The organism is Thermoplasmata archaeon (assembly GCA_015063285.1).
In the GTDB taxonomy this organism is placed as follows: Archaea; Thermoplasmatota; Thermoplasmata; order Methanomassiliicoccales; family Methanomethylophilaceae; genus Methanoprimaticola.
On sequence record SUST01000001.1, the window covers coordinates 194728 to 210476 of the forward strand.

Sequence of the window (15749 nt, forward strand, 5' to 3'; positions counted from 1 at the left end):
GTTTCTGAAATCCGTTTCTTCAAGCCTGCTCGACGGGCTCTTTCTTCTCGACGGGCTTCTTGGGCTCTGCTTTCTTGGCGGGTGCCTTCTTGGGCTCTGCCTTCTTGGCATCTGCTTTCTTGGCAGGTGCCTTCTTTGCCTCAGCCTGCTCAGCTACCTTCTCGGCTGCCTTCTTTGCCTCGGTCTTCTTCTCCTCGATCTTGGCCTTGGTGTTCTTTACACCCTCGGAGATCATGTCCTTGTCGAACTTCTGCCTCTGAGCGACGAAGTCGAAGAATGCGTCAGCCTGCTCGGTGGCCTGCTTGTTGGCCATCTCCTGGAACTTCTTGTTCTTCTTTATGTAGTCCTTGGGGGACACGGGGACGAAGAAGGGGAACTCGTCGGGCAGGGTGTCTGCGAAGGAATCCTGCATATCCATGCACTGTTTGAAGAATGTGTTCCACTGCTTCTTGGTGGTCTCGATGTAGGTCTTCTGCATCTCGTCGATCTGCTTGCAGAATGTATCGAGGTTCTCCTCGAACTTCTCCCACTGCTCATCGAAGTCGATCTTCTGCTCGGGCTTCTTCAGGGGGAATACCGGGGGGAAAGGCATCGGGGGTGTGTTCTTCTCTTTCTTTTTGTCGCTCATCTAGTCACTTCCTTTTTCTTTTCGTTAAAGCGTTTTGAAACTCATTGAGCATCAGTCTTTGACGGGGCGGCCTTCTTGCTGCTGCCCGCCTTACCGGATTTCTTGCTGCCGGCTTTGGCCTTGGTGCTCTTTGCGTTAGCGTTCTCTTTCTTCTTCTCCTCGATCTTGGTCTTGGTGTTCTTGACACCCTCGGAGATCATGTCCTCGACGTACTCCTGTCTCTTCGATGCGAATTCGAAGAATGAGTCCGCCTGCTCCATGGCCTGCCTGTTGGCCTTCTCGCGGAATTCCTTGTCCTTCTTCAGATACTCCTTCGGGGATACCGGTGTGAAGAACGGCATCTCGTCGGGCAGGGAATCTGCGAAGGATTCCTGCATCTCCATGCACTGGTCGAAGTATGCATTCCACTGTCCCTTGGACGCTTCCAGGGACGCTTTGTACATTTCCTTCATCTGTTTCCAGAAAGCATTCAGATTGGAATTGAAAGTCTCCCAGCCCTCTTTGGACTTGTCATTGTCGTCGCTCCCGGGCCATCCCCAGGGGGTTCCGAACGGCATGAATGGCATCGGAGGCATGGGCATTATCGTGGGGAACATCGGCATCATACCCTGGAAGAAAGGTATGAGGCCCTTCTCAGGATCCAGTTTGAAGTTCTTTATGTCCATTCCCTTGAACATGTTCATCGGATACTCATCCATGGCCATCTTGATCAGCCTTGGTGTGAGCTTGTACATGCTCGCGGGTATATTGTTGATGTCGAAGTCCATGAGCTTCAGGAACATCTCCCTGAGTCCCGGGATCTTGAAGACCCTTCCGTACTGGCCCTCGAGGATCTCCGGAATGGCCGCGAACAGCTCGGAGACGATGTTATAGGGATCGTTCTCTAGCTCATCTGGCACTCCTGCTCCCTGGGTGGCGTTCTCGCCCTCCGAAGCGGGTACGAGCAGGATGTCCGTAACCTGACCGTTAACCTTGACGGGCTTCACGTGGAAGCGCCTTCCTTTGACGTTCCCGCTCTTCAGCTTCTTTGTATCCACCTTGCCCCCTGCGTTCAGAGGGATGGAATCCATCAGAACGCACTGGCTGGGAAGATTAGTATCCTTGATCTTCCCATCCTTGAGGAAGACCTGAATAAGGGCCTTGCGCAGGGTGATGAGTTCATCATTCTTCGAGCCCTTGGTCTCCACGTAGAGGATGGGGATGTTATCGTGCAAGACCTTGTAAAACTCCGGAACAAGACCGCAGGCAACTATTCCGGGCTGTCCGGTGACTGCGGTCTCGATGAGACCTGCGTTGAAGCGGACTCCCGCATTGTTGACGAAGAATTGATTCGAACGTCCTATGCACGTAAGGCTTCCGTCCTTGTTGACGCGGACGAGGTCGTTGGAATTGAAGTAATCCTCCCCATCTACTTTCTCCAGTTCGAAGCACACCAGGTCGTCTATCTTTCCGTTGCTCATCGAAGGGGATGAAAGGTACAGGATTCCGGTACGGGGTCCGTCGGAGAGATCGTAGAACTTCTTCTCCTCCTCCGAATAGATCTTCACCTTCACTCCGGGGAACGGATAGCCTATGGCGTCATCATTCCTGTCGGCTCCCGCGATGAGGCAGGCTCCTCCCAATTCGGACAGGCCGTAACCGTTGATAATGCGTGCCGAGGAACCGCAGGATTTCAGATAATCGTTGAATGTCTTCTTGAATTCGGGAGAGACGTAGCTTCCTCCCATGAACACTATCTTCACCTTGGACAGGTCCATGTCGGGCATGGACTTACCCCAGGAATCCAGGATCGTTCTGCTGGTGAAGAATACGTTGACGCCGTACTCCTCTATGGCCTCTGCATAACGGGGGTTGGTGGCGCCGTAAGGCAAACACACGACCTCACCGCCGAGACCGAGCGTAGTGTGGAGCATGTCTATAGTAGCATATGCCCATGACATGTTCAGCATCAGGCAACTGACGATATGGTCGGGTGCATCCTTGAAGTCCTCGTATGTTTCCTTGGCCTCCATTGCACCGACGACGAACGAGTTCACCGCCCTGTCGGACATGGGGACCGGTTTATGGATCCCGCTGACCGTTCCTGTCGTATGAAGGATGACTGAAGCATCGGTAGATCCATCTTTGCCATAAGAGATCGGAGAAGCCTCGTACTCCTGAAGAAGGTCGTCCATCACAAGGCCGCCCTCGAATTCCCTGAACATGGATGTGTTCAGCTTGCGTGCTATCTCCAACGGAGGGATGGCGTATTCCCCTCCCATGGGGCTTCCCAATACGATGATGTTGCGCAGCCCCAGCTCATCCTTGTCGCGGAGAAGCTTCTTCATGACGTTGGGGAAGGCGAACAGCTCGGATACCACAAGGTCTGTGACCTTCTCCTTCTTGATCATGTTGCGTACGTTCTCATCGTCGTACATGTCGAAATGGAACAGGAGCGATACGGAAGCACCGGTCATGTTCAGACCGTACAGCGCGAAGATCGTCTCCGTCAACATCGTTCCGACCAACATCACACGGGAATGGTTTTTATCGGTGATGTCCAAAGCGGAGAAGGCCTCCGCGTAGTGCTCCCAATTGCGGAACATCTGACGGTACGTATACTTCCTATAACCGTCCCTGATGGCCACGGTGTCAAGACGTTCATCGCTGTAAGAATTCAATTCCTTGATGAAGGACCAGCATTTCTGATCTGCTATCTTTCCGTTTTCGATGCGGGCTTTCACCTTCTCGAGTCTTTTCTTTTCGGCTGCATTCATTCTATGAACCTTTGATTTCTTGAATTGGGATGAATTTGGTTTAGCACGCTAAGTGAGCGCTTTGGAGCCCCTTACGAAGTAAGGACGTATACGCCAATTTTAAATTATAAAGATTTTCGACCATTGTCGGATAAAGTAACATCCGAGCAATGTAGGAACCGATCAGTTTTCAATGGTCCTGAGAAATGAATTTGCAGACAGCCTCATCCGAGAAACTCATCACCCATCTCGAAGACCGTCCTCGGTTCTCCTGCCATGTCGGATCCGTTCCTCCGACTGCAGACTTTTCCCTTCTAGAACTATCGGCTCGATGTTTGAAAAAATTGACCTGTTGTCGGGAAACTATAAACGAGTTAGACCGATACACCACAGAGACATTATTGCGAGGGAATCTTTTGACCACAAAAAAGAGCAATATAACGAAGCGCATCGAAAGCGGAGAGATCGCGGATCAGCCATGCTGGTCCTTCATCAAGGAAATGAACTCTGTCTCCAAAGAACGCCTCGACAACGTGGCGCTGACGGACGGCTACAGACAGTATACGTACAGGCAGATGTTCCGCGCTTGGGAGAGGTATGCAGAGGCATTCTCGGGACTCGGCCTTACCGGCGAGAACCGTTCCCGTGTAGGGATCATCAGCGTGCCTCTTCCTGAGACCATCTTCGCATTGTACGGTCTGAACATGACCGGGGCTAGCGTCTCCCTGATCTACCATCTCGACCTATACGATGAGAAGCAGATATACAGTATGATCGAGAGGGAGAAGATAACCGATCTGATAATCTCTGAGGTCTTTGCATTCCCTAATGTGATGAAACGTCTCCTCGAGGACAAGGAGAGACTGGGCATCGAAAACATCATCCTATTGCCCAGCCCAATGGGAGGAGAATACGCCATCCCTGCGTTCGAAATGGTCAGGAAACTGAACAAGACCCTGTGCGGCGAACTTTCGGACATCATCTTGATGGAAGACCTTCTGGAGAAGTACGAGGCATACCCCATATCAAACTCCAAGAAGGCCGGCCCGATCATCCTCCACACCACCGGAACCGTCAGCGGTATGCACAAACCAGTGCCCCTTTCCAACAAGGCCATAAACACCGTGGTGTTAAGCATAAGGCAGGCCAGGTTGGAACACGATGATTTCAAGGTGATCCCGGAGCATGTCGTCACCACCGTCCCCTTCTACCTGAGCTGGGCGTATTTCATGATCGACTCACTGCACACAGCGCTGAGCTGGGGTGCGGAGATCATATGTCTGCCCATGGCATCTATGAATCCCCATTACTCGGAAGCGATCGAGCGTTACAAGGTCAATGTGCTGTTCACCGGGATGATCCTGTTCGACACATGGAACAAGTTCAGGCCGAAGATGGACCTCTCCGAACTGAAACTGGTGATCATGGGCGGCACATACATCTCACCCGAGTACAAGAAGGAGCTCAACGCCTATCTGAGATCATGCGGTTCCGAAGCGCGCTTCATCAACGGTTACGGACTCTCGGAACTCGGAGGAGCGTGCATCGTCTGCCCCTCGTCAAGGGAGGACGATGCCATCGGATATCTGCTGCCTGGATTCAAGGCCAAGATCTACGTCGAGGATGAGAAGCGCTACTACGATGTATCCGACGGCCCGCGCACAGGAGTCCTCTTGCTCAGTTCACCGACAATGAGCGACGGCAAACTGGACAACACCATGTTCTTCGACCTTGAGAAAGTGGACGGGGAGATGTACTTCAACTCGCACGATCTGGTAAAAGTCGCCGAGGACGGATGCATGACCTGCATCGGCAGATCCAACAACTACTTCGTCAACAACGCCGGGATACGCTTCGATGCCGGATTGGTGGAGACGGCTGTCACGAAGCAGCCCGGGATAAGGTTCTGCGCTCTCGCACCGGAATTCCACAAGGTCCTGCACGATAACATCCCCATCCTCTACGTGGAGATGAAGGATCAAGACGGAGATAGACTCACCACCCTGCGCGACGCGCTGGTCCAGGTATTCATAAAGGACGAGCTTATTTCGAACACCAACCTCCCCAGCCAAGTCGTGTTCTTGGATAAAATGCCCCTGAATTCCAACGGAAAGGTTGATGCCAAGATGCTCAAATCGGGATTGGTTACGGGAGTCCGCTACTCCATCAAACCCGCCTATGTCGATGACCTGTTGGTGGACATAGTTCTGGTCCCGGCGGCGGAAGGCGAATTCGCCACGGTGGGAGCCGGAGTACCTCAGGAACTCGAGGAGGATTCCTACAAGATCCTGGCGGAATTCTTCGCTGCGATACCGGAAATGAAGGAAGGAGGAATGCTGAAGGCGCTGAACATCCCCGGACTCAGAGAGCTCATCATGAAGCTGACCGATTTCGACGTCGATAACATCCCGCAGAGCCTATGGAATCTGGCACCGAAGCTTTTCAAAATGGTCTACATGGATCATCTGATGCCATTGATGAAAGAGATCAACCAATTAGAGGATGCGATTTCCAGTTCCGGTATGATGAGCCCGCCTATGATGCCCCCCATGCCTTTCATGCCGCTCCCCGGATTCGGTCCGAAGATGCCTGATTTCAACGCTGACATGGAGAACCTCTGGAATCCGATCATCAAGATGCAGAAACCTCCCATGATGCCGGGCTTCCCGCCATTCCCATTCTTCCCCATGCCGATGGGGCCGACAGTTACGAAGGAGGATGACGATGCAGAAAAGAAAGCGAAGAAATCTTCCGCCAAGAAAGCTGCCAAACCCAAACCGAAGGCCACCGTCGATGGCAAAACTAAGAAAGCCAAGAAAGCGTGAAAACGATTCTGCAAGGATCGAACAGGATTCCCTTAACGGGGGGTCAAACCCCCCATGAAACATCCTTCTCTACCAATCAGTTAGCGACCGTCTCCGTACGTGCCTCTCCGCCTATAACGACGATCGGCAATTCTATATCGGCTCTAGATTCGGTTCTATCATCGGGGACTAAGGAGATTGGTTCCAACGGTTGTCTCATCCTAGAAGATTCTCGCCCATCGCGAAGGCCGTCCTCAGTTCTCCGGGGAACACCTTCTCCCTCCTCTCGATCCTCTGTTCGGCATCGAAGAAGGTCCAGTCGAACTTGCTGTAATCCTTCACCTGAAGGGTCTCTCCCACGACAAGAACCTTCGTAGGACCTATGAATGAATCCAATGTCGACCTGTACTTCTCCAGCATCTCATCGTAGAAGCCTGAGGGAGCATTGGACGTCATGATCAGGAGCACGGGGATCCTGCGTGTGTTGCAGCAAGGGTGCTCCTTGTTGTAAGTGAGGTAGGGGAAGACCAGCCTCTCGTAGAATGTCTTGAACTGTGCGCACAGGTCTCCGAAGTAGTTGGGCGCACCTATGATGAGACCGTCAGCTTCCCTTATCGAATCCAAAACAGGCTTGAGTCCATCCTTAACGACGCATTCGCCCTCATGTGCCTTCCTCTTGCATCCGAAGCACGAGATGCATCCGGTATAGCTGTCCAGTTTGTAGAGGTCGAACTTATCGACCGCCGCACCTTTGGATTCGGCACCCTTGGCAGCCTCGTTGATGAGCATATCCGTATTCCAACCCGAACGCGGGCTCCCGTTGACAGCGACTACCTTTCTGGACATGCATGATTGTAAAGAATGTCGGAATAAATCCGTTTCTTAAGTTCCGCATATGCAGAACCCTTTCACATAGGTCGTGACATCCAATATAAGTATGGAAGCAATGATACCAATCCCATGTCTAACAAGTTCTACAGGATGCTGTCGGCCCTCATAGCAATCATATTCGGCATAGTATGGATATACTTGGCCAACGACTCGGGCGCCCCGTGGTTCTTCTCACTCTTCGGAGTGGTGTTCATAGGCATAGCAGCCTTCATCTTCGTGAAGGCACTGCTGTCGTAATCTCCATTGGAAATCGACGATCATCGATTCCTTGATGAAAATCAGGGCCTGAGGCCCTGAGATGAATGGTATCGGATCACTTCTCGAGAAGACTGGACCCGATCAGCTTCCAGGAAGAATAACTTGATTGGACAAGACGGGTCTTGAACTGCATCTCCTGCAGGGCGACGGCATCTCCCAAATGGGCAATCGTGAAAGTCCGCTCCTCCTTGTTCAGCCCCTCCGTTACCAGCGTGTGCACATCGTAATATCCGTTCCCCATGGGAAGGTCGAACCTCTCCCTGCTGTCGGACTCCTCGATGATTGTCTCGTACTGCTCTTTCAATTCCTGCAGCTTGTATGCATAGGAAACATAGGACAGGAAACTGTCCCTGTCGTACTCATCACCGTTCTCCATAGTGAGCATGTCGCCGTCGACGGACGCCACGGTCAGATCGACCGTTTCCTCCATCAGGACGAGCATCTTCAGAGCGACGGCTGTATTCCCTTGTTCGTCTATCTTCCCGACGGTCATCAGCCTCTCGGTGGTGTTGGCATCTCCCCCTGTCTGGACGTCCACCCTCTTGAGTTCCGTACCCTCGGTTATATCCGAAGGGGAGACCGGCTTGGTGAGATCCACCGTCGTCGAGACCAATGACCTCACATAATGCAGGGAATAGTAGTCCTCCTCCTCGTAGACGGGGACGTCCGACCCTTTGGCAAGATACACTAGGGTATCGTCGGAATGGAAGGTGCGGCATTCGAGGTCCGATCCCTTGTAGGGGTAGAGCGCATCCTCCCCCTGCGCCATCTGCGACACATCGTAATGCAGGAAGCGGTTGTAGAACTGATTCACATTCATCTCCATATCGTATGCGATGTGCTGCTCGGCATAGAACTCATATTCGATATAGTCCCCTACGACCACATCCTCCCTCACGCTGTAACCCTCTTCCGACGTCAGGAATGAGAACAGCATCACCAGGACGACCGCAGCCGCGGCAGCCCCGAAGATGAACGCGTTCTTGCTCATGGCCAGAGTATCGCCTATCGACTTTATAATGATGGTCAAATCGGGTGAACTTGACTCCCGCCGTCAGGATGATACTGTACTCACAGAGCCTTTTCTTACAAGGGTTCAAAACAACCGAGGCGTCGACCTCCTTTGACCGACCATCAGCCGCTTTATTGATATTATATCTATACACAGAATCGGGAAAAATGTATTTTTCTACATTTTTCCTCATGTAAAAATGTATTTTATTGCATTTTTCCCAAATTCAGAATCGTCGGAATAATCACGATCAGTTCAATCATATCACAGAAATAAGATGGCACCAGACTATTGAGAACTGTCAATTTTCGCCCGGATCCGACGGTGTTCATGAGCGTAAACACGTTCTGTATCATCGCTCTGCCCTGCCCCGGTGCCTGATCCCCGAGACAGCCTAGGACGCAATTCCTGTACATGCCCGTGCTCATAAAGGATCCTTAACCCACTCGTCGTAATCGACGATCCTTATCCCTTCGGCTTCATCCATCATGGTCTTACCCTTGCATAGCAGGAACTTCGGATAATTGTCGTCTATCGCCCTCAGCGGCGCCAGCTCTCTCCTGAAGGTATCAGCGGAAAATGCATCGGAGCACACTTGGTAGTAGGCCTTGTACTTAGGCGTCCACACCACGAAATCGACCTCTTTGCCATTCACATCGTAGGTGGCCACGTCCCCATACTTCTTCTTCAGCTCAATGAACACTATGTTCTCCATGATACCGTCGATATCGTCTGGGCGGACGGGCACCGTCCTGTTCCTGATTCCGATATCTGTACAGTAGAACTTGTCCGTCGTGCGAAGATATTCCTTGGTCTTCGAATCCATCCTCTTGGAACGGTAGAACAACAAGGCGGATTCCAGCATCGATATGTATCCGTCAACGGTCTCCGGATTGGTGGGCGATGAGGTGCTTGTAAGATACCCTGCTGCCGATCTGACCGACACCCTGTCTCCGATGCTGCGCATCATGTAACGATTCAGGTTCACGATCTTGGCAGGGTTCCTGATCTCATTGCGCTGTATTACATCCTTGACGAAAACGGTATCGAATGTTCCTGAAAGCATCATGTCTATCAGGTCCGTGTCATCCTCGTCCATCAGCGCCACGGCCGGAAGAGAACCTGAATCCTGGAAACGCCTGACCAGTGCATCCTCATCCGATTGGTCGCCACGGCTCCTCCTGAACTCCACGAACTCCCTGAAGGTCAGAGGATACACCTGTATCTCGATGTATCTTCCTGAGAGTTTGGTCGCCAGTTGCGATGACAGCATATTCGCGTTGGAACCGGTTATGAAAACATTGGCGCCGGAATCATAGAACGATTCCACAGCACGCTCCCATCCTTCGATGTCCTGCATCTCATCGAGAAGGATGAATGCCCCCTCACCGACCTGTACCTTCGATTTGACATCGTCAATGAGTCCGCGTAAATCGGGCCTCTCATCATCCAACTCCTCATCAAACTTGCGGTAATAGATCCTGTCAGCAGACGTCCCCGATTCCACCAGATCCTTCATCAGAAGCTTCAGGAGTTTGGATTTACCTGTACGCCTCATGCCCACTATAACCTTGATAGTCGGCGATTGCACAGACCTCATCAGAAGGGATTGGTATACAGGACGGGGTACCAAGCATTCTTCCATATTGATATGTTATATAATATCACTATATAAATTGATTTTTGATTTGATATGTTATAGAATATCAAATTTACTTTTATGAAATTCAGGAAGAGAATCGTGTTTCCTACATTGTTCCCACGAAGTAACGACAGTCACTCGGCTCTCACATTATTGGTCAGGACACCGACATTCTGAATCCTGGCACATACAATATCCCCGGGTCTTATCTCCGACACTCCCTCGGGCGTACCGGTGATCAGGATGTCCCCTTCGTACATGGTGATGTACCTCGACACATACGAGACCAACCAAGGCAGGGTGAAGATCATGTTCGCGGTGTTCCCCTTCTGTCTGACCTCTCCGTTGACGGTGAGCTCGAGCTCAAGGTTCTGCAGATCCCCCGCGTCCTTCACAGGAACAGGCTCCGACATCGGCCCGAACGTGTCCATACCCTTGGCAAGATCCCATGTGTTCCCCTCATCGCGGGCCTTCCACTGCATATCTCTGGCGGAGACGTCGTTGAACACCGCCACGTGGGAGATGTACGACATCGCATCCTCCTCGGGAACATGCTTGCATTCCTTCCCGTAGATCAGCGCAAGCTCGACCTCGTGCTGCACGTTGGTGACCCCTTTCGGGATGACGATGTCATCGCCGTTACCGATCAGGCAGCTGACGGGCTTGAAGAAAATGGTGGGCTCCTCGGGGAGCTTCGATTTCAGCTCCTTGATGTGGGATCTGTAGTTCCATCCCACGCAGACGATCTTGGTGGGCCTCATATGAACCCGCCCTTGACAGTGAACTCGGGTTTCTTCTCCTTCTCGGACACGTCCTTCAGCTTGACGGTCTTGCCGTAGAACCCCTGACAGATGACGTAGACCTCGGAAGATGTGGGCCTTGAAGCATCCGGAGAATGGACCTTCACCGATTGGAACCTCTTCTCCAATTCGGATTTCAGGGAATCGAACATATCTCCCATGAAGACCTTCATTACCAGTTTACCTTCCTTCTTCAGGATGCGGTCGCAGACGTTCACGGCGAACATGCACAGATTGATCGACCTCGCATGGTCGGTGGAGTAATGGCCCGCGATGTTCGGGGCCATGTCCGACAGGATGACATCGGCCTTCCCGTTGAACCTCTCGAGGAGCTCCCTCATGGTGGAATCCTCGGTGATGTCGCCGATGATGAACTCCACCCCGTCCAAAGGTTTGATGTACCTTAGATCGACGCCGATGACATGCCCGTTCGGCCAGGTCCTCTCCTTGGCGACCTGACACCATCCGCCGGGACATGCTCCCAGGTCCACGACGGAATCCCCCTCCTTGAATATGCCGAACCTCTCATCTATCTGAATGAGCTTGAAGGATGCCCTGGAACGATAGTTGAGCTTCTTGGCGAGCTTGTAATAATGCTCGTTCCTTCTTTCAGCGACCCAACGGTCGTGGAGATCGGCCATGAATCTGATTAGGAGATTCTCCTATTAATGGGGTTTGCAGTCTGACTTGAAGTCATATAAGAACATCAAAGACCGTGCTTCATCCTTAGAAATAACCGACTGTGCCGCTCTCTGGTCAAAACTGATTCAAAGACTTCACGCAAAATGATGCACATTGATACGTAAAACCAACGAATCGACCGCTGTATTAAATATCAATAGTAAAAATGAAGACAATAGGTGAACAAATGGCCACCGAAAGCTTCCTTGAAGATATGGTCCTCGACACCGAGGAGAAATGCGAGAATATGCTGAAGGCTATTGAGCATTATGATCAACGGGGAGGCATAAAGATCACCGATGACTGCGATATTCCGATTTTAACAGCTGAAGAAGCTAGAGCTTCTTTCAAAAATATGGGATACAATGTCGGAGATGATTGATTCTAAAATCAAGACAATTCAATTGTTGGACGCGTTGAAAACGCTTGAACAATCTCAACTACAGGCCTTCCTACACACGTTTGAATGCAAATAGAGTCCGGATTTAGAGCGTTTTCTATTCGAACGCTCTATTGAATTTGAGAAAAGAGACCTTTCGAGAACGTATATCGTATACGATGAATCTAAAGGTGTCATTCTTGGATTCTATTCAATTGGATTAAAAAGTCTACAATTGAGTGAAAATACATCTGTATCTAAAAACCTGCAAAAGAGAATGAATATGGATCCAGACTCTAGAATACTGCAGACACACTTACTTGGGCAGCTATGCAGATCAGAATCGTCAGCCCCAGGTTTTGGAGAATCCATGATGAATAGTGCCCTGAAGGTATTCAGAAACGTGAAAAAAGAAGTAGGATGTAAATTGATTCGTGTAGACTGCGACCCCATAATGACGGGCTACTATGAAAAACATGGATTCAAATCAATAGCATTCAATAAAGAAAAAAAACCAGCTACAAATGATTGCTTTTATCTAAACAAATTAAGCGGTCCTGAAGAACCAGAACCGCTCCCTTAATTAATCTAAAAACCAACGAACCGACCGCTATATTAAATATCAACAGTAAAAATGAAGACAATAGGTGACAAAAAATGGCAACCGAGAGTTTCTTCATGGACCTAGATCTAAGCACCGAGGAGGCAGTATCTAACTTCGAGAGAGCAATAGAGATCCTTGAAAAACGGGGGCCGATTAAAATCCCGAGACATCCAGAGTTTTGCATTCTTGAAGGAGAGTAGCTAAAGGAAAGCTTTAGGAAAGCGGGATATCATATCAAAAATGAATAATTTTAAAAGATTTTTGTTTTATTTGCACAATTACTGACCAAATATAGATTCGCTTTATATACATTGGATGAATAGTCTCATTGCCTTAAGCATATCTGACTCGTAAGAGAAAGTGTGTTGCGCCGCGTATGTGACGCATAGGTCGTGCCGCATGGCACGAAAGCCGGTGTTAATAGCGCCGGACGGCATGGGTAAGTATAAGCGCCCGCAAGGGTGGAACGGGTTAATTCACGTTCGCGCCGGTGTAATAGCCGACACGTCATACAGAACCGTGCCAGCACGCGGTTTACCAAGTAAAACACAGGTTAAAGCCCGTGAGGAGAGCTCAGCTCCCCCCGCGTGCACCATATTCTCGCATATTCTGATCTGAGTTCCTTCAACACTGAGCCTCACACAAATTATATTCGAACATCTGATTCTTGAATCGAGCGAAATGGCGAATATCATCATTCTCAACGGTTCCCCGAGGAAGAACGGGAACACATCATCACTGGTCAAATCCTTCACGGACGGGGCCAAGGCATCAGGAAACACTGTGAAAGAATTCTATCTTCAGACCATGACGATCCGCGGATGCATGGCCTGTATGGGCTGCTCACGCAATGCGGATCCCTGCGCCCAGAAGGACGAGATGAAGCAGATCTACGACGCATTCATGACATGCGATGTGGTCGTCCTGTCATCACCCGTATACTTCCTGGGCATCTCCGGAGTCCTCAAGACCGCTGTGGACCGCATGATAGCGGTCTTCGCCAAATACGGATACGAGGCATGTCAGAGGGACTGCGCCCTGCTGATGACATCCGACGACCCCCAGTACAATGAGTCGGTGACATGGTACCGCAACTACGTCGACAGCGTGGGATGGAACAGCCTCGGAGAGGTCCTTGGCTCGGGCTCCGCACAGGCGGCATACGACCTTGGGGCATCCATAAACTGATAGCGGGAAGGGATATAAGTGCAATTTCTGTTCCTCGACATGTATGAGACGACTGCATTAGGGGCTGTCGTTCTTATCGTCGGGGTATGGATGGTGAAGCGCTCGGAACTCCTCAGGCGTTTCTGCATACCCGCCGCAGTCGTCGGAGGTCTAGCGTTCTCCTTGATATTGCTGGTCCTTCACGTCGGGGACGTAGCGGAGATCACGTTCGATGAGACGATAAAAGAGATCTGCATGAGGGCATTCTTCTGTTCGATAGGATTCCTTGCATCCTTCTCGATGCTCAAGTCGGGAGGTAAGATGCTGATGATCCTGATCGCCCTCGTGGCCGTGATCATCCTGATGCAGGATACCTTGGGACCGCTCTGTGCCAGCCTGTTCGGTATGGATCCGAAGTACGGGCTTGCGCTCGGTTCCATCTCCCTGTTCGGAGGACACGGAACGGCGGCCGCTTACGGGCAGGTCCTCGTGAACGATTACCATCTTGAAGGTGCGGATGTGGTCGCGATCGCCTCCGCTACATTCGGTCTCGCCATCGCCGGGATCATAGGCGGTCCGATCGCAAAGAAAAGGATTAGGAACCATTCCCTCACCCCTGTCGGAGAGAGCTTCATAGTGAGCGAATCCAACAGGGAGATGTCCGCTCACGGATTCCTCATAGGGATGATACTGATAGTATTGTGTTTGGGATTGGGCACCCTGGTCAACGACCTGTTCTTCAACCTCGGCATATCCCTGCCCACATACTTGGGTGCGCTGATCGTGGCCGTCATCGTCAGGAATGCAGCGGATGCCTTGGGTTATGAGCTCCCGGTAAGGGAGATAGAGACCACGGGATGGGTCTGCCTCAGCCTGTTCCTCGCCATAGCGCTGATGATGATCAAACTCTGGCAGCTGGCGGACCTCGCCGCGGTGATGGTGATTACATTGATCATACAGGGAGTGGCCCTCGCCCTGTTCGTCTATTATATCGTCTTCAGAGCGACCGGAAAGAATTACGAATCGGCGGCTCTTACTGCGGGATTCATGGGATTCGGTATGGGTGCGATCCCCAACGCTGTGGCCAATATCGAAGCTATAACGAAGGAATTCGGACCTGCACCCATGGCCTATTTCCTGATACCTTTGGTTGGGGGCGTTTTCACCGACCTGGTAAACGTGACGATACTGACCGTCATGCTGAACATTCTCTGACACCGGGCAGTTCGAAGCCCAGCGCCAGGTATTCTTCCCTTGAGAACCTGTGGTATGTCACCTGCCCCAGCTCCTCAGAGAGACAATAGACATCATCATCTAATTCTTCGGGGAAGAGGAGTATCCAATCGAAATCGATGTACCCCGACTTCGATATGAGCGACTCCGGATACCTCTCCTTGATGAACCCCTTGACCTTCTCGATATCCATACCGCCCTTGGTGGCCGACACGACATCGACCATCGTCCTCTTCATCGGCAGTCTCGAGATACGGACGCAGTCCTTCTCGTTGACAGTTACCCTCAGGCGCTGAGGGAGCCTCTCCAGGACCATGTCGGGGAAATCCTTTTCAGAAGCTCTGCGGAACTCCTCCTCGATGGGGGAATCCCCCTCGAAGGGATAGTAAAGCGACACGCTCCCGTAGGAATCCCCAATCTTCAGATACATCTCCTGAACAGTCGTCACGGCCCTGGAGAAAAGCTCCTCCCCGTTCATAACGGACACTCGTCGTTGATATCCGCCTTCGGAGGCTTCAGCCCCTCGATGATGGTACCGCTCTTCTGACAGTAATCCCAAAGTGCGGCATGGATCGCCTCCTCCGCAAGGAGGGAGCAGTGTATCTTCACGACCGGTAGACCGTCCAATGCCTGCATGACGGCCTTGTTGGTGATTTCCATAGCCTCCTGCACGGATTTCCCTTTGACCATCTCGGTGGCCATGCTGCTGCTCGCGACGGCCGCTCCGCAGCCGAATGTCTTGAACTTGCAGTCCCTGATAATCCCGTTCTCGTCGATGTCGAGGAATATCCTCATGATGTCCCCGCACTTCGCGTTCCCGACAGTTCCCACTCCAGACGCGTTCTCGATCTCCCCCACATTCCTGGGGTTGGTGAAATGGTCGATGACCTTATCGCTGTATTCTCCGTCGTACAT

At 51.4% G+C, this 15749-nt stretch carries 14 protein-coding genes; 5 read left to right on the forward strand and 9 right to left on the reverse strand.

Going from position 1 to position 15749, the window contains the following annotated elements; translation table 11 throughout:
- Positions 1-19 precede the first annotated feature (19 nt).
- Positions 20-628: a hypothetical protein gene (locus tag E7Z62_00965; protein MBE6521692.1), complete on the reverse strand. Its 609-nt coding sequence runs from the start codon at positions 626-628 to the stop codon at positions 20-22.
- 41 nt (positions 629-669) lie between these two features.
- On the reverse strand, positions 670-3384 hold the full coding sequence (locus E7Z62_00970) for an acyl--CoA ligase (GenBank protein MBE6521693.1): 2715 nt from the start codon (positions 3382-3384) through the stop codon (positions 670-672).
- Between the two features lie 185 nt (positions 3385-3569).
- On the opposite strand from E7Z62_00970, the gene E7Z62_00975 reads away from it, so the two are divergent.
- Entirely contained in the window at positions 3570-6188 is a 2619-nt protein-coding gene (locus E7Z62_00975) for an acyl--CoA ligase (GenBank protein MBE6521694.1), read from the forward strand.
- 195 nt (positions 6189-6383) lie between these two features.
- Here E7Z62_00975 and E7Z62_00980 read toward each other — a convergent pair whose 3' ends face one another.
- From E7Z62_00980 to E7Z62_01000, 5 genes are all read right to left on the reverse strand, one after another.
- Positions 6384-7013: a flavodoxin family protein gene (locus E7Z62_00980; protein MBE6521695.1), complete on the reverse strand. Its 630-nt coding sequence runs from the start codon at positions 7011-7013 to the stop codon at positions 6384-6386.
- Positions 7014-7371: 358 nt separating this feature from the next.
- Positions 7372-8307, reverse strand: a complete 936-nt coding sequence (locus E7Z62_00985; GenBank protein MBE6521696.1) for a hypothetical protein — start codon at positions 8305-8307, stop codon at positions 7372-7374.
- Positions 8308-8752: 445 nt separating this feature from the next.
- Positions 8753-9973: an ATP-binding protein gene (locus tag E7Z62_00990; GenBank protein ID MBE6521697.1), complete on the reverse strand. Its 1221-nt coding sequence runs from the start codon at positions 9971-9973 to the stop codon at positions 8753-8755.
- A 131-nt stretch (positions 9974-10104) separates the two neighbouring features.
- On the reverse strand, positions 10105-10731 hold the full coding sequence (locus E7Z62_00995) for a fumarylacetoacetate hydrolase family protein (protein MBE6521698.1): 627 nt from the start codon (positions 10729-10731) through the stop codon (positions 10105-10107).
- Positions 10728-11411, reverse strand: coding sequence for an RlmE family RNA methyltransferase (locus E7Z62_01000; GenBank protein MBE6521699.1), 684 nt, complete (start codon positions 11409-11411; stop codon positions 10728-10730). The genes E7Z62_00995 and E7Z62_01000 overlap by 4 nt, the downstream gene beginning before the upstream one ends.
- 227 nt (positions 11412-11638) lie before the next feature.
- Between E7Z62_01000 and E7Z62_01005 the strand changes: the two genes are divergently transcribed.
- The 4 genes from E7Z62_01005 to gltS all read left to right on the forward strand — a co-directional run bounded on the left by E7Z62_01005 (position 11639) and on the right by gltS (position 14816).
- Positions 11639-11833, forward strand: a complete 195-nt coding sequence (locus tag E7Z62_01005) for a hypothetical protein (protein ID MBE6521700.1) — start codon at positions 11639-11641, stop codon at positions 11831-11833.
- 232 nt (positions 11834-12065) lie between these two features.
- The gene (locus E7Z62_01010; protein MBE6521701.1) at positions 12066-12413 is read left to right on the forward strand and encodes a hypothetical protein; all 348 of its coding nucleotides are present in this window, start codon (positions 12066-12068) and stop codon (positions 12411-12413) included.
- A 702-nt stretch (positions 12414-13115) separates the two neighbouring features.
- Positions 13116-13622, forward strand: a complete 507-nt coding sequence (locus tag E7Z62_01015) for a flavodoxin family protein (GenBank protein ID MBE6521702.1) — start codon at positions 13116-13118, stop codon at positions 13620-13622.
- An 18-nt stretch (positions 13623-13640) separates the two neighbouring features.
- A complete protein-coding gene (gene gltS, locus E7Z62_01020; GenBank protein MBE6521703.1) occupies positions 13641-14816 on the forward strand; it encodes a sodium/glutamate symporter in 1176 nt (391 codons plus the stop codon).
- On the opposite strand, the gene E7Z62_01025 is transcribed toward gltS, so the two are convergent.
- Together E7Z62_01025 and nifU are read right to left on the reverse strand one after the other, a co-directional pair.
- A complete protein-coding gene (locus E7Z62_01025; GenBank protein MBE6521704.1) occupies positions 14797-15312 on the reverse strand; it encodes a hypothetical protein in 516 nt (171 codons plus the stop codon). The two genes, gltS and E7Z62_01025, sit on opposite strands and share 20 nt — an antisense overlap.
- Positions 15309-15749 (reverse strand): Fe-S cluster assembly scaffold protein NifU, encoded by a 441-nt coding sequence (gene nifU, locus E7Z62_01030; protein MBE6521705.1) that lies wholly within the window; start codon positions 15747-15749, stop codon positions 15309-15311. Before nifU ends, E7Z62_01025 begins: the two co-directional genes overlap by 4 nt.

Bases quoted from the DNA above. Each gene is read 5' to 3' on its own strand.
- E7Z62_00965 (MBE6521692.1), bottom strand. From the start codon at position 628: ATGAGCGACAAAAAGAAAGAGAAGAACACACCCCCGATGCCTTTCCCC.
- E7Z62_00970 (MBE6521693.1), bottom strand. From the start codon at position 3,384: ATGAATGCAGCCGAAAAGAAAAGACTCGAGAAGGTGAAAGCCCGCATC.
- E7Z62_00975 (MBE6521694.1), top strand. From the start codon at position 3,570: ATGAATTTGCAGACAGCCTCATCCGAGAAACTCATCACCCATCTCGAA.
- E7Z62_00980 (MBE6521695.1), bottom strand. From the start codon at position 7,013: ATGTCCAGAAAGGTAGTCGCTGTCAACGGGAGCCCGCGTTCGGGTTGG.
- E7Z62_00985 (MBE6521696.1), bottom strand. From the start codon at position 8,307: ATGAGCAAGAACGCGTTCATCTTCGGGGCTGCCGCGGCTGCGGTCGTC.
- E7Z62_00990 (MBE6521697.1), bottom strand. From the start codon at position 9,973: ATGGAAGAATGCTTGGTACCCCGTCCTGTATACCAATCCCTTCTGATG.
- E7Z62_00995 (MBE6521698.1), bottom strand. From the start codon at position 10,731: ATGAGGCCCACCAAGATCGTCTGCGTGGGATGGAACTACAGATCCCAC.
- E7Z62_01000 (MBE6521699.1), bottom strand. From the start codon at position 11,411: ATGGCCGATCTCCACGACCGTTGGGTCGCTGAAAGAAGGAACGAGCAT.
- E7Z62_01005 (MBE6521700.1), top strand. From the start codon at position 11,639: ATGGCCACCGAAAGCTTCCTTGAAGATATGGTCCTCGACACCGAGGAG.
- E7Z62_01015 (MBE6521702.1), top strand. From the start codon at position 13,116: ATGGCGAATATCATCATTCTCAACGGTTCCCCGAGGAAGAACGGGAAC.
- E7Z62_01025 (MBE6521704.1), bottom strand. From the start codon at position 15,312: ATGAACGGGGAGGAGCTTTTCTCCAGGGCCGTGACGACTGTTCAGGAG.
- nifU (MBE6521705.1), bottom strand. From the start codon at position 15,749: ATGTACGACGGAGAATACAGCGATAAGGTCATCGACCATTTCACCAAC.